Below are 19617 nucleotides of genomic sequence, written 5' to 3'. Positions count from 1 at the left end.
AATGTCCTACCTTCTTTCTTATTCTTATTGGTTGTTTTTAGGAATCCACTCGTTTACTTCTTCGGACATTACATGCCCACATTTTTCGCAAGTGCGATGATCTTTACTGCTGTTGAATTCTTGAATGGCTCCTTTTACTTGTGTTTCAATATCAGTTAATTGAACTGTTTTGCGGTGCATTTCTTGATCACAGTTATCACAGAACCAAACGAAATCCTCTAGCTCTCCTTCTGCACGCTTCCGTTCAATAACTAGACCATAAGTGTCTGCAACACGGTGTGGAGAATGTGGTACGTTTGCTGGAAGCATAAATACTTCTCCTTCTCTCACAGTTACAACTTCACGCTTTTCGTTATTAATAACTTCAACATAACAATCGCCTTTAATTTGGTAAAAAAATTCATCAGAAGGATCGACATGAAAATCACGGCGTCTATTCGGTCCGCCAAGAATCATACAAATAAACTCGGAATCTTCCCAAAGAACTTTATTATTTACAGGCGGTCTCAACTGCTCCTTATTTTCTTCAATCCATTTAAATAAGTTAAGCGCTTTCAAATCAGTCATAGTCGCTTTTGCCATTTTATCATTCCTCCATTTTTGTTTTTTCTAGTAAACTTCAAGATTCAAATTTTGAAATTCATCAGTTTCTAACTATAAATATAGTGAATAAGCAGTTTTAAGAAAACTAAGTTTTTTCATAATATGAAATTTTATGAATTTTTATAAAATATTTAATTTGTATCTATTCTTATGAACTATTTCAGGAATTATTGGTACCCTTTTTTGATTTTTAAGCTTATTTTTTTGACGGAACCAATAAAATGACCAAAGAAGCAATAATGGCAAACAATTAGAAATTGAACCTAAAGTTCATTCCCATACTTAGAATGATGCCGACTAGCATTGGTCCGGCTACAGCACCAAATCTTCCAATTGCCGAAGAGATTCCGATGGCTGTAGCACGATTTTGAGAATTATAGTGTTTCATAACATAGCTTGCAAGAACAAATGTTGTTCCGGTTGTCCCACCCCCTGCAACGGCAATCAGCAAATACATGATGACAATATTAAACTTGATACTAAGCAGTGCGATACTTAAGGCCGCTAAAAAGTAAGTGAAGCAAATGACTTTTTTCGGACGAGGATTTCTAGTAATCCATTTTCTTTTAATCTCTTAATCAGTTGTTCCATTTTCACCATCCTTAACTAGGCATCTTAAAAAATATAAAAAGGGACAGTTCAATACAGTCCCTAATCATTTCCTACTATTGTTTGTTTTATTAAACTTCCCCCTGTTTACTTTTTGGGATAAATATGACGGCTATCGCCGCAATGACCGCAGCAAGGGCAAAGATATAGAAATTCGTCGAAAGGTTAAAATTCCAGCTAATGACCAAGCCAGCTAGAATAGGTCCTAATATGGCTCCAATCCTGCCAAATCCAAGGGCCCACCCTAAAGAGGTTGCGCGAATTTTTGTATCAAAATATTTAGAAATATAGGCATTTAAGATTAAAGTTGTTCCAATTGTTCCAAATCCTGCAACTCCAACAAGACCATAAACAACCAACATCGATGCTTTTACACTTAGTAAAGCAATGGAAATACTCGCTAGTAAATACGAAATAATAATAACCTTTTTAGATCCCCATTTATCTGCTGCAACGCCGGCTAAAATAGCCCCCACCGCCGCTGAAAAATTAAGCATCAACAAAAATCCAATACTTGAGCCAAGGGGATAACCCGCACTTCTCATCATTTGTGGCAACCATGTAGTTAATCCGTAAATAGTAAATAAGCCCATAAAAAATGTAATCCAGAAAAAGATGGTTGGTCGAATGTTTTGTTTGCTAAAGAGTTCTGCAACCGTATTAGATGTACTTTTTACTTTCATCTTTTCTTTCTTCGCGGCTTCCTTTATGTTTTCAATGGAAATATTATATTTATTGGCAATCTGCTCTGCTTCAGAAACTCTATTTTTCACGACGAGAAATTCAAGCGATTCAGGCAAAAATTTAAGAATGAAAGGAACCGCTAGAATCGGTAACGCACCAATCCAAAACATGATCCGCCATGAATGATCTGCCAAGAAAAGAATGGAGAGAAAAGCTGAAAACACACCACCCATCGCATAGCCAGTATACATAATCGCATACATCAAAGACCTTCGTTTAATCGGAGAATACTCAATGGTTAAGGCTGATGCTGTCGGAATAACACCGCCTAATGCTAAACCTCCAATAAAGCGAATGATTCCAAACAGTTGAGGAGTAGGTGCTAATGCCGCAATGATCATTGAAATAGAAAAAATGGTGATACAGAGTGCCATCACTTTTTTGCGGCCAAAAATATCCGTAATCGTACCTGAAATAACAGCCCCTATTAACATTCCAAAAAGGGCATAGCTCGCAATAGATCCGGCCATCGCGGGCGACAATTTCCAAGCAGGATCATCCAAAATAGCAGGAAGAACTGCGCCATAAATCGCCAAATCATATCCTTCGGAAAACATCGCAAACCAACATATACCCACAACAAGAAAAGTAACCTTAGGGATGGCATATCCCTCTAGACTTTTTTTCGGCAAATTAGATTCGCTTCCTGAAGTACTAGGTTTAACAGATTGTGAAGATGAATCCATCTTACGATCCCCTTTCTTACAACATCTTTTACAAACATGTACAAATTGATTAACTATCCATGAGCTTTTACAGTTAGTGTAAAATAGATATGTTACCTAAATCCGTTCTCTAATTTTCATCACCCTCCTCGAAAGATGGTATAGGTCCACCCTTGGTTCATGATTGTAAATGTAAATCTAACAGCGGATTGTAAACCAATTAACATATAATCAATATTTTCCTTATAATTACACACATTCAGGTATAAAGTAATAAAAAAAACATAGCTGCAGCCATTTTTTAAAAATGGTTTACTACAGCCATGGTTTACATTTGATAAAAATAGAATGGTTTATATTATCTAGGAACTTTTCCACAAATCCTTTTCCAGTAATAGCACAGCTATCGCGGAATCATTTTCTAAGTTTCAAGATTCATAGTTTTCAAGCATTTTACAGCCTAAAAATTCTTCAAACATTAATCAGAACACCTCTTAAATTTCAATATATCCCAACTCTTTTGAAATAGATTGTGCGGTGCTTTTTAGACTGCGAATAATCATATCACGATTACTGCCCCGCATATAGGACGAAGGACCGACTAAATTAACCGCTGCTATAATTTCACCTGAATAGGAGAAGATTGGTGCAGCCACTCCATACATGCCATCTGAATTTTCACTATTACTGATTGAATAACCTTTTTTACGGATTTCAGAAAGCTCCTTTTTCAACTGGTTAATATCCGTAATCGTATTCGGCCCCTCATGTGATAAGCCCCTGTTAATCGTCTCCTGTAAATAAACAGAATTATAAGCTAATAGGACTTTTCCAGAGCTAGTTGCATAAGATGGTTTCCTAGAACCTATGTAAGTTTGAAGCGGTGTAGATTCTTCTGAAGATACCCTTAACACAAAAACAACTGTCCCTTTGTCAAACATGGCAATATGGACAGTTCCTTTAAATCTAAGAATCAATTCTTTTACTATAGGCATTGCCTTTTCATATACATCCTGTTGAAACATCACATGATTATTCCATTCAAGTACTCTCCAACCAAGCCTATATTTTTTCTTGTGATCTTTCATCAATACACCTTCATCACACAAAGTCGATACGATATGATGAGTAGTACTAGCGTGCATCCCTAATTTATCAGCGATTGTGCCAAGCCCTAATACAGGTTCTTCATTAGAAAAACAGCTAATAATTTGGCATGCCTTTTTTACGGATTCAATCATAGTAGATGCACCCTTTCAAAAAGTAAAATATTAGAACGAATTACAAAATAATCAAAATTATTTTAAGTGTATTATAAGAAACTCTCTTTTCATAATCAAGTGACCCTTTATACCTGAAATTAATAAATTTTCTGAATTTACTAAAAATTAATTGACTTTACCTATTGTGTATATTTTATAATAGGAGTACCAATATTTCAGAACAACATTCGATATTATCGAATGTTGGGATACTTTTGTATTCCTCTCCATGATTTAGGGTGAAAAAATGCCAGTTGTTCAAACTCCACTAGTGCAAGGCCGGGATAATGAAGTGATTGAAAATTGTATTAAAAATGTGGCCCGGACGGTTTCAGAAAGTTTAAGCGCACCTATTGAATCCGTTCGTGTAATAGTAAATGAAGTTCCGGCAAATCATTTTGCTATCGGCACCAAACTAAAAAGCGAAAGATAAAAAGGAGAGAGTTCAAGTGACTGTTCAATCTAGTAAAAAAACGGAAGAATTAGCTCATCTTCTCTATAATGCGGAGCAAAAAAGAGAAGGAATATCCCCGCTGTCAGCTGACAATCCTAATTTATCCATTGATGAAGCTTATCAAATCCAACTGATTAATATCCAGAAAAAGCTAAATGAAGGACAAATCATTACAGGAAAGAAAATTGGTCTGACCTCAAAGTCCATGCAGAATTTACTTGGAGTAAACCAACCTGATTACGGCCACCTTCTAAATGGTATGGAATTTAAAAACGGTTCCGTTATTCCTGCAAGTATCCTTTGTCAGCCTAAAATTGAAGCAGAAATTGCTTTTAAGCTAAAAAAGGATTTAACAGGCCCTAATATCACGTCCTTGGATGTGCTCTTGGCAACAGAATATATTGTCCCTGCTTTTGAAATTGTTGATAGCCGCGTCGAAGATTGGAAGATTACCATTGAAGATACTGTTGCTGATAATGCCTCTTCTGGTTTATATGTTTTAGGAGAGCAAAAGTTTGAAGTTTCAGAGATAGACCTTGCTCAATTAGGTATGGGTTTATATAAAAATGGTAAATTGATGAATACAGGTGTTGGTGCAGCAGTCCTTGGACATCCTGCCAATTGTGTTGCATGGCTTGCTGTAAAACTAGCAGAATATGATATTCCATTAAAGGCGGGGGAAATTATCCTTTCAGGTGCCCTATCAGCAGCAGTCGCCATCAACCCTGGAGACCAATTCACAGCCCGATTCGCAGGGTTAGGAGAGGTATCAGTTAGCATTAGTTAAGACGTGTTCGGATTAGAAAACTATTAATGAGGTGAAAACGGTGGAAGCAACAAAAATACATTTCCTTGCTGAATTTCTTCATCAAGCAGAACTGAATAAAAGAGAGGTAACAAGAATTACCGCAGAAAATCCAGAGCTGATGGTAGAGGATGCATATAAAATCCAAGATGAACTCATTAAAATGAAATTGGAAGCTGGCCATAACATTTTCGGCCCCAAAATGGGTCTGACAAGTGAAGCAAAAATGACCCAAATGAACGTTAAAGAGCCGATTTTCGGGTATGTGTTTGATTATATGAAAGTTCAAAATGGAGGTAACATTTCTGTCAGCCAATTGATTCATCCGAAAGTGGAGGCAGAGCTGGCCTTTGTCTTAAAGAAAGACTTAGAAGGAGAAAATTTATCGGTTGAAGATGTTTTAGATGCAACCGAATATATTTTTCCTGCCTTAGAAATCATCGACAGTCGGTATGAAAACTTCGAGTTTACTCTACCCGACGTAATCGCCGACAATACGTCCGCATCTAGAGTAGTTCTTGGGGATAGCTTACGTAAGCCTAAAGATTTTCAATCCGATTTAGTCGGTGCAACTATATTTATTAACGGCGAAGCAAAGGCCTTTGGAACGAGCTGCGCCATTTTAGGGCACCCTGCACTATCTATCTCCATGCTAGCAGCCATGCTCAGCCGGAAAGGAAAATCCTTGAAAGCTGGTGAAATTATTCTGGCAGGTTCACTAACCGAAGCAATCCTTTTTAACGCAGGAGACTACATTTCCGTCAAATTTGATGGAATGAACGATGTTACCTTCCATGCGGTAGAATAGTTTCTTTTTATAGACGGTATAGCCAGTTTTTAAAACATTACTGGCTATACCGCCTTTATTTCATTTTGATATTTTACCCATTTGCTCCTTATTCTTATATTCCTCGGACATAAGCAGAGACTCTTCCAATGCCCGTTCCACAAGTGAATAGGAAGGATTTCTTTTTTTATGCACATTATAGAACATTGCCATTTTACGAACAGGGTCACCAGAATAATAACGTTCATACTGTAATAACCTTTGACCAAATGCCTCTCCGCATAAATCCCATGCTAATTTAAATAAACGAACTCGTTTTTCCGAAGAAATACCTGAACGGCCGAGATAATATTTCTCCATATCCTCCATTATTTCTGGATTGACAAAATCTGCACCAGTTGGTGACATTAATAGTCCACCTGCGCCAACAATCTGCAGAATTTCAATGGCTCGTGGGTACATTTTTGGAAGCAATCCACGAATAGTTTCAAGTGGTACAATATTTGGCATTGCCTCACCATAGTCTGTAATTGTATATTCATACTCAGCAACTCGTGCTAAAGCCCGGATGGTCTCTACACCCTGAATCAGCTCAGATAATTGATTTTGAACATTCAAGAATCCATCTACACCAATCGCATCGGCTACTGAACAGGCCACATCTGTTACAAAGGAAAGCTTGCACAATCCTCTAACTGCAGACTGATGGGATGGCTGAAGGTTTGCACCTGTTTTAGGATAAAGTAAGTTTCCAGCTTCTACATTTTGATTAATAAATACTCGTTCCCAAGGTATGAGGACATCTTTAAATACTAAAACGGCATCCATTTCCTCAAAACGTGATGCTAATGGATGATCCCAAGTAGAACGTTTCCCATCTTGCGTCTCCTCACGGCAATAAATACGCAACCCAGGCGTGTCAAGTGGAAGGGCAAATGCAATCGCATACTTATCATCGCCTGGCCTAAATCCTGGATAGGAATACACGATTACTTCATCTGTAATAGGTGCAAGAGTTGCTAACATTTTCGCACCGCGTACAATTAATCCCTCTTCTGTTTCTTTTACTACTCCGAGGTGAGTAAACTCATCATTCTGCTCAAACGAAGCCTTACTACGGTCATTCTGTGGATTTACGATAGCATGAGTCAAGAACAAGTCATTATCTCTAATATAACGGTAATAGTTAATGATATTATCACCATATTGTTCTCCATACTGGCGGAAAAACCAATCATTTGTCGCCATAGATGTTACAACAATACTAAGGAAATCAGGTGTTCTGCCCATCAAACCAAAAGTAGATTCAGCCCATACTTCAAACAGTTGCCGACGTGCTTTAAGATCCTCCCCATTTCTTGGAATAAGATACCCATTATTCACCCGATCCCCAGTCTCTTCACTAATATGTGTAATCTTATCTTGGTATTTAGGGTCATGCTGTAAATCAAACAACTTAGCAATCTCTTTAATTGGCTGTTCGAATACTGGATGGTTGACCACATCTGTTATTCTTTCGCCGCGAAGCCATATCTCTGGTGTACGTGATTTTAAACCATTAATATATTGTTCTCCTGTTCTGATACCCATATATTATTCCCTCCAAATTTCAACTAATTGTATTCCTGTTTCGAAATAGTTGCATTTTACAGTTGGATTAGTTCTTCTGCCACGAAGTGTGATTGAGCGCATTCATAACACCTAAAACAAATGATAACGTTTACAAATCAGTGATTCTTAACTCCTCCAATCCTTCAATCTTTACTATTTGTTAATCACTATACTTAAAAAAACAATATTCTTCGATCACAGGATTTAAAATAGTGAAACTTCCATAAAATTAAGTTAATTTTTTTTCAAAAAAACTAATCTTAAATGGAATTATCTTTTGGCATAGTTCTTATTGGCACTTTTTAACTCAATATAGCCCAACTCTTGAGAAATGGCTTTAGCAGTATTAACAACACATCGAATAATGTGTTGGCGATGAAGTCCCTTCATATAGCTTATTGGACCAACTAAATTAACGGAAGCAATTGTTTCCCCTGAATAGGAGAAAATTGGAGCGGCTATGGCGTAGGTGCACGTATCATTTTCATTATCGCTAATGGCGTAACCTTGTTCCCGGACAGATTTCAGTTCCCTTTCAAGCTGTTTGACATCAGTAATGGTGTTCACACCTTGTCTTATTAATCCTTTTTCAACTGTATTTTGAAGATAAGCGTTATTATAAGCAAGTAATGCTTTGCCTGCACTTGTACAATAGGCAGGCCTTCTTGCTCCGAGATACGTTGGAACAGAATCTAAATCTTTTGAAGAAATTCTTAATACATGGACTACATCCCCCTGATCAAACATGGAGATATGAGCTGTCCCTTTAAATGTCACTATTAATTCTTTAACTAATGGCATAGCCTTATCATAAAAATCTTGCTGAAACATAACATTATTATTCCATTCAAGGATCTTCCAACCTAATCTGTACTTTTTACCTTCATCTCTCATTAAAACCCCTTCCTTGTATAGGGTTGTGATAAGATGATGCGTAGTACTAGTGCTTAATCCCAGTTTTTCTGCGATCTCCGCATTTCCTAATACAGGTTCATCCAGCGTAAAACAACTTAAAATTTGACATGCTCTACTTACTGAGGTAATCAAATTAACTCACCCTCCTATTTAATCCATACCTTTTTCTAATAAAAATTAAAAAAGGGAACCTATATTTCACAAAATTCAAAACAAAAAAACAAATACAATTTAAAAATAGACGTGCTCGAACCACAATTATTAAGAAGGAGAAATATACATTACTAAAAGGATTTTATTAAATTTCATAATGTTGGACACGGGGATTAAAAGTTTATAAATTTCAGTTTGCTATGGTAAAAAAACGACTAACTACTAAAGACAATATTTGCAAGGAAGTATAGAGTACATACAAAACTACTAAACATGCTGACCATTATAGTTCATGCTATTGGAAGTTTTTAAGGAAAGGATTACCTATTATTGATGCTGTTCTTGGTGTATTTAAATGTAAAACAGTTACAGCTATTTAAGCAGAGGATCATACAGTATGCAACGGAGAAGTGACAGACCTTCAAAACAATCAAGAGAAAGGCCAAAACAATTTGTGTGAGTTTTCATTATATCATGGAGGAATATTGACGGAAAAGGGAACAATATACTAAGGCACAGCCACATTCGAAATCTGTTGGCTGTGCCTTTTTTACGCTTTCTATTTTTATAAAGCCGCTTCAGACTTTACTTTAGCAATTTCTGCAGCTACATCAACAATCATATCTTCCTGACCGCCGACTACCTTGCGTTTACCTAATTCTACTAAAATATCGCGTGAATCGATACCAAACTTGGATGCTGCTCGTTTCGCATGGAGTGCGAAGCTTGAGTAAACACCTGCATATCCTAGAACAAGGCCATCTCTAGTAATCTCTTGCGGAGTTTGTAATATTGGAGCCACAATATCTTCAGCCACATCCATCATTTGATAAATATCAATTCCTGTTTGGATTCCCATCCGGTCCAGCACTGCAGTAAGTACTTCTGTTTGTGTATTACCTGCTCCAGCACCTAAACAACGGATACTTCCATCGATACGTGTTGCTCCTTCTTCAATAGCAACTAATGAATTCGCCATCGCAAGAGACAAGTTATTATGACCGTGGAAGCCAATATTAATTCCTAAACTTTGTTTCAAGGCACGGATCCGCTCGCGGACCTGATTAGGAAGTAATGCTCCTGCGGAATCCACTACATACACTGTATCAGCACCATAGCTTTCCATTAGCTTAGCTTGTTCAACAAGCTTATCAACTGGTGCCATATGGGACATCATCAAAAAACCGACCGTTTCCATACCCAGCTCTTTTGCCGCTGCTATATGCTGTGGAGCAACATCTGCTTCTGTCACATGAGTGGCAATCCGTGCCATTTTGACCCCTAAGTTTGCTGCTTCTTTTAGTTCTTTAACTGTACCAATTCCCGGTATTAAAAGAACAGCAATTTTAGCCTTGTCCGCAACCGAAACAGCTGCTTCAATTAATTCCATTTCATTGGTTCTAGAAAGACCATATTGTAAGGAGGAGCCTGATAAACCATCACCATGTGCAACCTCGATATAAGGGACTCCTGCATCATTTAACCCTTTTGCCACTTTTAAAACTTGCTCAACGGTAAATTGGTGGGCAATCGCATGACTACCATCACGTAATGCTACTTCTGTGATATAAATATCTCTAAGGTTTGTCATTTTGTTAGACTCCTTTCTATTTAACTAGCTCTTTCGCCAATTTATTTTTCGCAAATTCTTCAGCTACCTTTACTCCTGCTGCTGTCATAATATCAAGATTGCCAGAGTATTTCAGCAAGTAGTCCCCTGCCCCTTCGACTTGGATAAAGATGGTCACTTTATTCCCATCGAAAATAGGTTCGGTACGTAGTCTGTATCCAGGTACGTAGGATTGAACGGATTTTTCCATTTCTTTAATGGATTGCGTAATTTTTGCCTCGTCCATCGTTCCTTCTTCCACAAGGGCATAAACTGTATCGCGCATCAAAATCGGAGGTTCTGCCGGGTTTAAAATGATAATCGCTTTTCCTTTCTTTGCACCGCCAACCTCAACAATTCCTCTTGAAGTGGTTTCGGTAAATTCATCGATATTCGCACGTGTTCCTGGACCAGCACTTTTGCTTGAAATGGTCGCAACTATTTCAGCATATTCCACAGAGCTGACACGATTTATCGCATGAACCATTGGAATGGTTGCCTGACCGCCACAGGTAATCAAGTTAATATTTTCTTCTTCGATATTCGATCCCATATTAACGGACGGAACAACAAACGGTCCTCGTGCCGCAGGGGTCATATCGATGACTTTAATGCCTGCTTTTTTTAACATTTTGGCATGGCGGACATGAGCTTTTGCTGAGGTAGCATCAAATACAATATCCGCTAAGTCCGAATGGTTCTCCAAAAATCCTTGCAGACCTGTATCAACTGCTAAATAACCTAATTCTCTTGCACGAAGTAAACCATCCGACTGTGGATCAATTCCAATCACTGCAGTAAGCTCTAAAATCTCAGAACGGCCAAGTTTAATCATCAGATCAGTTCCAATATTCCCTGAACCTAAAATGGCAACTTTTACTTTTGACAAAGTAATTCTCCCCCTTCGTAATCTTCACTATTTATTATTATCAACGCCTATACATGTGTTGGTTTGGCATTGTAACCCATGCTCTTCGAAATGGTTGCAGCAGCCTGTTGAATTCCTTTAATTACTTCAGTAAGTCTCGCGTCATCCATTCTTACTTTAGGTGCGGCGCAGCTTATCGCCCCCATCACATCCCCATGATGGTCAAATATCGGTGCAGCCACACATTTAAGTCCCAATTCAATTTCTTCATCATCAATGGAATATCCTCGTTCTCGAATAAGACGTAAATGTTTTTTCAACTCTTCTTTATCGGTCATCGTGTACTCTGTAAAAGATTCCAAATTTGAGTTTAAGAGAAGCCTTTCCATTTCTTCTTCCTCTTGAAAAGCTAAAATCGCCTTTCCTACCCCAGTACAATGAATTGGAGCACGCTTCCCAACATGAGAGTAAATTCGTAATGCCCGTGGACCGTCTAGCTTTTCAATGTAAATAACTTCTCCCCGTTCAAAGACAACAAGGTGAACGGTTTCCTTTAATTCATCAACAAGTTCCTTCATAATAGGTCGGGCAATTTGGCCAAGATCAAATTGATGACTAACCCTGTTTCCTAGTTCAAATAACTTCAAGCCAAGCCTGTATTTCAAATCATCTTTGTTTTGTTGCAAATATCCTCGATGTTCAAGGGTCTTGATAATACCGTGAACGGTACTTTTGGACAAGCCAAGTTTATCGCTTATCTCCTTTACACTCAGTTCCTGATCGAAGGCCAAAAATAATTCGAGGATGTCTGCTGCTCGTTCTATAGATTGTATAAGGCGTTCTGCCATTTTTTACTCCTCCTTATTCGACATTATCGAATACCATTCGTAAATATTAAGGTGTGATTTAATAGTATATTACGAAGGAAGCATCCGTCAATAAAATTCTGAATTTTTAAACATCTACAACCCCAAAAAACTTCTGGATTGCAAATCAAATATTGCTTAATATTTTTTGCCATCCTTAGAGGTAGTAACTTCAAATGCAATTGTTCCTAAAGACTTGTTTTCTAATTTTTATCAAACTCTAAGTAGCGTATCTCTTGCAATATACATAGCAGATAGCTATAATTCGGTTATTTTCAGCAAAGGGAATTTTAATCAATATTGTATTAAAATAACAATTAATTATAGTATTATTATTGTGGAAAGGAGTGATTTTATGGAGAACACGCTTCGAAAAATATGTAACTGGGCAGCACTATTGCTGTTATTTCTAGCCATTACATTTTATGTTACAGAAGTGTCGTTATTTGATTCGGAGTACATAGGGTTTTATGGGCTTGCTGTTTTAGGTTTAATGGTTAATCTTTTCGGTCGCCAGAAAAAATCGATAGCAGAAGGTCCTGTGACAAAATTTATAAGGCAATTTAGTTTTTATGGAAATTTAGCCATTGTTATTCTATTTTTCCTACCATTTTATTATATTTGGGGAACTTTTCTTTTCGGGCCATGAATGTTTCATCTAATAATAGAAAAAGAGATAGCAATTAATTTTGCTATCTCTTTTCTATTATTTAAAGGTATTCATTTATAATATATACCCCATGTTCTTGGCGTCTTCTTGTAACTGCTCTCGAAAATTAGGATGTGCAATATCAATAAGAGCTTGTGTTCTTTCTCTAATAGTTTTACCTCTTAACTTGGCCACACCGTATTCTGTTACAACGTAATCAATATCATTCTTTGAAGTTGAGATAGGAGTACCTGGTGCAAGTGTTGAAACAATTTTCGATACTTGATCATTTTTCGTTGTTGAATGAAGGCAAATAATACTTCTTCCACCTGTTACCATTCGAGCACCAATGCCGAACTCTGCTTGTCCTCCTGTTGATGACCAATATGTTGTACCAACTTTCTCCGAATTACACTGTCCGAGAAAATCAATTTCAACTGTTGCATTAATTGCAACAAGTTCTTCAGTTCCTGAAATATTTCGAATATCATTCGTTTTATCAACTGGTAACATTAATAAATTTTCATTTTCATGCATGAAATCATATAAACGCTTTGTTCCAAAAGCAAATGTGGCTGTGGATTTTCCAGGATAGTCTTTTCTATTAATATTTGTTACAGCACCACTTTCATATAAATCTACTAATTTATCCGGAAACATTTCTGTATAGATGGATAAATCTTTATGATTTAATAATGACTCCATAACCGCATTTGGAATTGCACCAAAGCCAATTTGAATACTGTCACCATCTTTAATCATTTCGGCTACATAGTTTCCGATGATACGATCTTTCTCCGTTATAGTTGGTATAACTGCTTCTGGTAAGGGTTTATGATTTTCTATTACATAATCTATTTGTGAAATATGAACTTGGTTAAGCCCATATGTACGTGGCATATATTTATTAACTTCTAAAATAATTTTTTCAGCTGTTTTCATCAGCGGCGCAGCATAATCACAGTTTGTTCCTAATGAAAAATATCCGTTTTCATCCATCGGTGAAACCGTTGCCATAACTACTCGTTGACTAGTTATTTCTTCTAATAATTGTGGAGTGTCTGAGAAATGATTTGGAAGTAAATCAACTTCTCCTGATGTAAAACCTTTTCGATCCCCTCCACCTAAGAAAACAGAAATAACCTTTAATTGTGTTGGATCTTTCTTCATAAATGGACGACTTGATAACATTTGAAATAATCGGTTATTACTTAAATCGTTTCGCTTTTCTAAAGCATCTAATAATGCTGGTGGATCACCTGGTAATATAGGAACTATGATGTCGTCCCCAGCTACGATTGCCGCAACTGCTTGTTCTGCCGAAACTAACTTCTCTTGGTACAATTTTCCTTCTAACATTCTCTCCTTTAACATATACATTCCCCTTTGCTTTGTGTTCCTTCAATTCCGCAATCCCCCAATTGCGTTGTTGCAGATCATGTATGCTAATGCTCGTGAATAAAAGAAAACACCCATATTATGTATCAAATCCACTTTTTGTAATTACATCCTATTCCGATTAAAACTAGGATATTTTTCAATTTACACTAAAATTCAGATTTTTTCTAGTGTATTCTTCTTTTTTTATATTTCAACTATATTTTTGCTATTTTACGATAAAGTAAACCCATAATCAGCGGGGGCATTCTTCCCCCACCAAGCATTAGTTGAACCAATCTAGATCTTACTGGCGCTTGATTACTTGGTTAATTTCCCTGCTTCCACTTTCGTTTTGAAGTGAAAGTTTAGCGTCAGTTTGAACAAAAAAAACGAAGTAACCTTTTGGCTACTTCGTTTTCATATCTTTCTATTTTAAGCAATGCATCTCTTTTTCAGCTTCATCCCATGCAACAGTATATGCTTGTCCTTTTGAGCAAAAAATCGACGATGAACTGTATTCAGGGTCTGCATTTTTTCGATAACCTATTCTTTCTATTGTTTCTGCCTCATTATGACAGCGATCATATCCACTAACAACAAGGCTCACCATACCTTTACCTTGTGTATAAGTTGCAAGCTCTGCACTATAATTCATAAAAGTAGCGACAGGAACAGTACCCTTCAAAATACTTTTATTACCTTCTATGCTTGGTGGTTCAAAATAACCATGCGCTTGTTGAACGTCTGACATGACTTTCCCAATCTGATCTAGTTCGACCTTGATTTTAAATTGATAATATGGCTCTAACAACACAATTTCCGCCTTCTCCAGCCCTTGTCTCAATGCTCGATAGGTTGCTTCACGAAAATCACCGCCAGACGTATGCTTAATATGGGATCGTCCAGTAAGTAACGTTATTTTCACATCCGTAAGAGCCGAACCAGCTAATAAACCATTATGTTCTTTCTCCAAAAGATGATGACGCACTAAGTTTTGATTACCTACACTTAAATCATTAACATGACATGTATTTTCAAATAAAATACCACTATTTCTCTTAGCCGGCTCTATTTGTAGATGCACTTCTGCATAATGTCCTAAAGGTTCAAAATGTCCGTAACCCTTTACAGTGTTCAATACAGTCTCTTTATAGATGATTTCTGGTTCTGCAAACGATACCTCAAAATGAAATCGTTCTTTTACTAACTCTTTCAACACTTCAAGCTGAATAGCACCCATAACATGAATATGTATTTCCTGTAATTTATCCTCCCATTCTATATGAAGAGAAGGATCTTCGACATCCAATAGGTTGAAACAACGTAAAGCTTCTTTTATATGTATAGATGAATCAATAATTACTTTTGATTTTAATGTTGGTACGATTTCATAACTGGCTTTTTCCATTAAATCACCAACACCATCTCCAACTGCAGCTTGTGATAATCCCACTACAGCAAAAAGTTGCCCTGCTAAAATTTCATTTACAGCTTGAAACTTACTTCCGTTATAAAATCTAATCTGTGTAATTTTCTCCTTCAAACGATTATCTTCACTTCCATAGCTGAGTTCATCACGAACCTTTAATGTACCTGTCAACGCTTTAATAAAGGTTAATCTTGTTCCTTTTTCGTCGTGTTGAATTTTATATACCTTTCCAGAGAAAGGAACATCGTTCGGATAAACCGTCTCAGTCAGTTCGTCTAGCTTTTCGATAAAATCGACAATACCGATATCCTGTAATGCTGAGCCATTAGCACAAGGGAAAATGTTATTTTCACGAATCAATCTTATCATCGTTTTCTTCCATAACTCTTGTTGATAGCCATTCTCCATGTATTCTTCCAATAGCATTTCATCTCGCTCAGCTAAATATTCAATTAGATTTTCATTTATCTCACCTTGGGAATACATATTCGAAATATCGAATACATCAGCTCCTAATTCAGCGTGAATTTCATCCATCACTCTTTCAACATGAGCACCCACTCGGTCTGTCTTATTAATAAAAAAGAAAGTAGGAATATGATGCTTTCGAAGAAGCTGCCATACCGTTTCTGTATGTGCTTCTACTCCCTCTACACCACTTATTATCATAATCGCATAATCTAATACTTGTATGGACCGCTCCATTTCTGGTGAAAAATCCACATGACCAGGATTATCAATTAAAAAATAGGTTGAATCTCGATATTCAAACATTCCTTGATCAGCAAAAACCGTAATGCCCCGTTGTTTTTCGATTGAATGACTATCAAGAAAAGCGTCACGATGGTCGACTCTTCCTCTTTGTTTAATGCTCTTTGTATGAAAAAGGAATTGCTCTGAAAAAGTTGTTTTTCCCGCATCCACATGAGCTAATATACCAATTGTTTTATTCACTCTGTCACCTCTAGTTACACATTCATATACATAGCATTATACCAAAAAAGAGCTTGTATCCTTATATGCACAGGATACAGCCCTTATATTTTTTTTACATATACATTCCACCGTTAACATTAATAGACTGCCCTGTTATGTAGCTACTATTTGCTAAAAATAAAACAGCTTCAGCAACTTCATTTGTTGAGCCTAAACGTTTCATTGGAATCTTCGAAACAATTTGTTCTACGACATTACTTGGAATTGCTGCAAACATTTCTGTTTCAATATAACCAGGACAAACCGCATTCACAGTGATACCGTTTTTCGCTGTTTCTAAAGCTAGCGATTTTGTAAATCCTATAAGACCTGCCTTAGATGCAGAATAATTTGTTTGACCAAATCCTCCTGCTTGCCCGATGATTGAACTAATATTGATGATTCTTCCAAACTTCTGTTCTATCATTGTATTTATAACTGCCGACGTTGTATGATAGACACTATTTAAATTCACATCAATAATCTCATACCATTCTTCTTTACTCATGTTTCTGAAAGTACGGTCTCTTGTAATACCCGCATTATTTACAAGAATGTCTACTCTACCGAATAAACTTCTAGTTTTTTCTATTAGATAATGTGCTTCTTCCATATTTGCTACATTGGCTTGGCACATGATTGCATTGCCACCTAATTCTTCAATTTCATTAACAACGGACTGTGCAGCCCCTTTACTTGAATTGTAGTTAATCACCACATTTGCTCCCTGTACTGCTAACTCCTTTGCTATAGTAGACCCTATTCCACGAGACCCCCCTGTAATTATTGCTACTTTACCAAGTAGTTTTTGGCTTTCTACCTTTTCTTGAGTCAAGTCGTTTGGAATTATAGTCATAATACTACACCTCTTCAATAATTTTTTTGAAAAACAAGAATCTCGTGCTTCGGTAGCAGTTAATTAAGCGAAGAAGTGCAGTTCTTTATCAACACGTAAGATATCTAATTTTCCCCAACAAATACTATATTAAGGTATCATAAAACAATGGCATTTTAAGGCTAAAAAAAACGTAAAATACTTACTAAATTCCCTATATTAATACAATTAATACAAAATTTATGTCAAAAACCCTCACATAAATAAGAAGAAGGTCATCTAAAATATACTATTAGGCAATAATTACTCACAACAAGATTCATTTCAATTATAAATAAAGGACTATCTTACCATCGAAATTGACTTATAAGAGAGTCCTTCTTATTACCTACCTGGAGCAGGTTGATCTACTCCTTTTATATGATGTTTATGACCATTATCTACAGTTGTAAAAAAATCATGATAATGAAACAAGTAAACAACCTATTCCTTTGTATTACATGATAAAAAGACTCTTTCATTCAAATTACTAAACAAAAGAGCCTTTCTATTATTTATAGTTTAAAACGTGCAACTTTTTGATTTAGCTTCTCCGCAAGTTCAGCTAATTCATTAGAATTATGAGATATTTCTTCCATTGAACTATTTGATTGCTGAGCAGAGGAGAGCACTTGTTGAATACTTGCAACTGATTGTTGTGAAACTGATGCTATATCGCCAACTGCATAATTTATTTTTTGACTATTCGAAGTAATATACTCTAAACCTTCAGTAATATGGTGAATATTCTGATTCATATCTGCAACAGACTGTGTGATTGTTTCAAACGTTTGACCAGTTACTGTCATTTGCTTCGTTCCATCATCCACTACTTTATAACCATTCTCTAACGTTTCTACTACCGTTTTCGATTCTGTTTGAATGTTTTCAACAATATTTGTAATATTAACAACTGAATGTGAAACCTGCTCAGCAAGTTTCTTCACTTCATCTGCTACCACAGCAAACCCTTTGCCAGACTCACCTGCTCGTGCAGCTTCAATAGCGGCATTTAAAGCAAGTAAATTCGTCTGCTCCGAAATTTCTTTAATCACTTGAACTAACGTACCAATTTCTTGCGATTGAATCTCTAACTCTTTCACTTTATCTACTGCGTCTTTCACAATATGATCAATCTCATTCATCTGCTGAACAGATTTACGCATCAAATTCATTCCATTATCCGTTAAAGTTAAAATGTGAGTTGAAGTTTGTGAAACAACTTGCCCTTCTTTATTTGCTTGCGAAATTTTTGTTACATAATCAGTTAGCATATGTGAAACATCAATAGCATTACTAGCTTGAATTTCCGATCCTTTCGATAATTCAGATATAGTATCAGATATCTGGTTAGATACTTGCTCTACATCATATGATGATTGTGTTAATTCCTCACTGTGACTTGAAACCGATTCAGAAGCTGTAGCTGTCTCTTTAATAATATCATGAAGGCTTCGCTGCATCTTATTAATCGATTCTGCCAAATCACCTATTTCATCATTCATATTTATTTTAATTGGTTCATGATTTAATTCACCATTCGCTATTAAAACCATCCTGTCTTTGATTTGTACAAGTGGCTTTGAAATTTTTCGAGCTAGAAGCGATCCTAGAACAATACCAACAACAGCAATCACAATCGTAATAACAATACTTGAAAGCAGACTAAATTCTCCATTTTCAATAACACCTTCGCCTGATTCCTTGATAATATTTTCACGTTTAAGACTGAGTTGCTGAAAACCATTCATAATTTCTCTTGCTAAAGGTGTTGCTTCATCTCGCAGTATTCTTAACGCTTCCTCTTCCTTACCGTTATCATAAGCATCGAAAACTTTTTCCTCAATAATCTTTCTCCATGTCACACTTCTATCAATTAAACTCTTAACTTCTGAATTACTTTCGACTTTAAGTAGATTATCTTGAATTCTTTTACTTTCTTCGGTATATGATTGAAATTCTTCTTTATAACTTTTCGTACCGAATAACACATATCCTCTAGATAACGCTATTCTTTGTGAAATGTTATAAGCTAACTTTTGATCTTCTATAAGAAGAGGTAATTCTTTATTAATAACATCATCTGAATTTTGTAAAGAATTCCTGGCATTATTTATATTCACTGCACCAAGAATAATTGAAAATAATATAACCATAGCAAATGATGTAAGTATTTTCTTTTTTATACTATTCATACGGTTTTTCCTTTCCTTGGAGATTAAACAAATCTTTAATCAATACAATTCACTATTTTATTAAATTACATTTGACCTATAACCTCATACTTTTTTACCATTTTTCACTATACCATACATAATCCGTTAACTTCCATATATATTATTTTTGAACAAAAAAAGTT

General features: G+C 36.2%; 17 protein-coding genes and 2 pseudogenes. 4 read left to right on the top strand and 15 right to left on the bottom strand.

The window, feature by feature from the left end; genetic code table 11:
* Positions 1-24 precede the first annotated feature (24 nt).
* From TX86_RS06205 to TX86_RS06190, 4 genes are all read right to left on the bottom strand, one after another.
* Entirely contained in the window at positions 25-582 is a 558-nt protein-coding gene (locus tag TX86_RS06205; protein WP_042347262.1) for a 3-hydroxyanthranilate 3,4-dioxygenase, read from the bottom strand.
* Positions 583-853: 271 nt separating this feature from the next.
* Positions 854-1129, bottom strand: a complete 276-nt coding sequence (locus TX86_RS06200) for an MFS transporter (RefSeq protein WP_268258255.1) — start codon at positions 1127-1129, stop codon at positions 854-856.
* Between the two features lie 154 nt (positions 1130-1283).
* Complete coding sequence (locus TX86_RS06195; protein WP_081707583.1) at positions 1284-2642, bottom strand: MFS transporter; 1359 nt, start codon at positions 2640-2642, stop codon at positions 1284-1286.
* 473 nt (positions 2643-3115) lie between these two features.
* Complete coding sequence (locus TX86_RS06190) at positions 3116-3862, bottom strand: IclR family transcriptional regulator (protein ID WP_042347257.1); 747 nt, start codon at positions 3860-3862, stop codon at positions 3116-3118.
* A gap of 268 nt (positions 3863-4130) precedes the next feature.
* Between TX86_RS06190 and TX86_RS06185 the strand changes: the two genes are divergently transcribed.
* Genes TX86_RS06185 through TX86_RS06175 form a run of 3 tightly spaced genes read left to right on the top strand, consistent with a single transcriptional unit; the run spans position 4131 to position 5950 of the window.
* Entirely contained in the window at positions 4131-4316 is a 186-nt protein-coding gene (locus TX86_RS06185; RefSeq protein WP_042347254.1) for a tautomerase family protein, read from the top strand.
* Positions 4317-4332: 16 nt separating this feature from the next.
* The gene (locus TX86_RS06180; RefSeq protein ID WP_042347251.1) at positions 4333-5124 is read left to right on the top strand and encodes a 2-keto-4-pentenoate hydratase; all 792 of its coding nucleotides are present in this window, start codon (positions 4333-4335) and stop codon (positions 5122-5124) included.
* Between the two features lie 40 nt (positions 5125-5164).
* Positions 5165-5950 carry a 2-keto-4-pentenoate hydratase gene (locus TX86_RS06175; RefSeq protein ID WP_042347249.1) on the top strand — a complete coding sequence of 262 codons (786 nt, stop codon included), beginning with the start codon at positions 5165-5167 and terminating at the stop codon, positions 5948-5950.
* A gap of 60 nt (positions 5951-6010) precedes the next feature.
* On the opposite strand, the gene TX86_RS06170 is transcribed toward TX86_RS06175, so the two are convergent.
* From TX86_RS06170 to TX86_RS06150, 5 genes are all read right to left on the bottom strand, one after another.
* Positions 6011-7519, bottom strand: coding sequence for a 4-hydroxyphenylacetate 3-hydroxylase family protein (locus TX86_RS06170; protein WP_042347247.1), 1509 nt, complete (start codon positions 7517-7519; stop codon positions 6011-6013).
* A gap of 291 nt (positions 7520-7810) precedes the next feature.
* The gene (locus TX86_RS06165) at positions 7811-8587 is read right to left on the bottom strand and encodes an IclR family transcriptional regulator (RefSeq protein ID WP_042347246.1); all 777 of its coding nucleotides are present in this window, start codon (positions 8585-8587) and stop codon (positions 7811-7813) included.
* Positions 8588-9173: 586 nt separating this feature from the next.
* The gene (gene dmpG / locus TX86_RS06160) at positions 9174-10199 is read right to left on the bottom strand and encodes a 4-hydroxy-2-oxovalerate aldolase (protein ID WP_042347245.1); all 1026 of its coding nucleotides are present in this window, start codon (positions 10197-10199) and stop codon (positions 9174-9176) included.
* Between the two features lie 16 nt (positions 10200-10215).
* Positions 10216-11106, bottom strand: coding sequence for an acetaldehyde dehydrogenase (acetylating) (locus TX86_RS06155; protein WP_042347243.1), 891 nt, complete (start codon positions 11104-11106; stop codon positions 10216-10218).
* Positions 11107-11153: 47 nt separating this feature from the next.
* Positions 11154-11933: an IclR family transcriptional regulator gene (locus TX86_RS06150; protein ID WP_042347241.1), complete on the bottom strand. Its 780-nt coding sequence runs from the start codon at positions 11931-11933 to the stop codon at positions 11154-11156.
* A gap of 373 nt (positions 11934-12306) precedes the next feature.
* Between TX86_RS06150 and TX86_RS06145 the strand changes: the two genes are divergently transcribed.
* A complete protein-coding gene (locus tag TX86_RS06145) occupies positions 12307-12600 on the top strand; it encodes a hypothetical protein (RefSeq protein WP_042347239.1) in 294 nt (97 codons plus the stop codon).
* Between the two features lie 75 nt (positions 12601-12675).
* On the opposite strand, the gene TX86_RS06140 is transcribed toward TX86_RS06145, so the two are convergent.
* From TX86_RS06140 to TX86_RS27730, 6 genes and pseudogenes are all read right to left on the bottom strand, one after another.
* The gene (locus TX86_RS06140) at positions 12676-13974 is read right to left on the bottom strand and encodes an acetyl-CoA hydrolase/transferase family protein (RefSeq protein WP_230203577.1); all 1299 of its coding nucleotides are present in this window, start codon (positions 13972-13974) and stop codon (positions 12676-12678) included.
* Positions 13975-14407: 433 nt separating this feature from the next.
* Positions 14408-16363: a GTP-binding protein gene (locus TX86_RS06135; RefSeq protein ID WP_042347237.1), complete on the bottom strand. Its 1956-nt coding sequence runs from the start codon at positions 16361-16363 to the stop codon at positions 14408-14410.
* Positions 16364-16457: 94 nt separating this feature from the next.
* Positions 16458-17240, bottom strand: coding sequence for a beta-ketoacyl-ACP reductase (locus tag TX86_RS06130; protein WP_042347235.1), 783 nt, complete (start codon positions 17238-17240; stop codon positions 16458-16460).
* A gap of 363 nt (positions 17241-17603) precedes the next feature.
* A pseudogene (locus TX86_RS27740) lies at positions 17604-17687 on the bottom strand (YmaF family protein); the annotation flags it as partial.
* An 86-nt stretch (positions 17688-17773) separates the two neighbouring features.
* Positions 17774-18721, bottom strand: a complete 948-nt coding sequence (locus tag TX86_RS27735) for a methyl-accepting chemotaxis protein (RefSeq protein ID WP_439096842.1) — start codon at positions 18719-18721, stop codon at positions 17774-17776.
* Positions 18713-19453, bottom strand: a pseudogene (locus tag TX86_RS27730) (CHASE3 domain-containing protein); the annotation flags it as partial. The pseudogene TX86_RS27730 and the gene TX86_RS27735, both read right to left, overlap by 9 nt.
* Between the last annotated feature and the right edge of the window lie 164 nt (positions 19454-19617).

It is taken from the genome of Bacillus massiliigorillae (assembly GCF_000380245.2).
Classification (GTDB): Bacteria; Bacillota; Bacilli; order Bacillales; family DSM-1321; genus Bacillus_AD; species Bacillus_AD massiliigorillae.
Note: the sequence above shows the minus strand (reverse complement) of the source record. Positions and strands in the feature narration are given on the sequence as shown.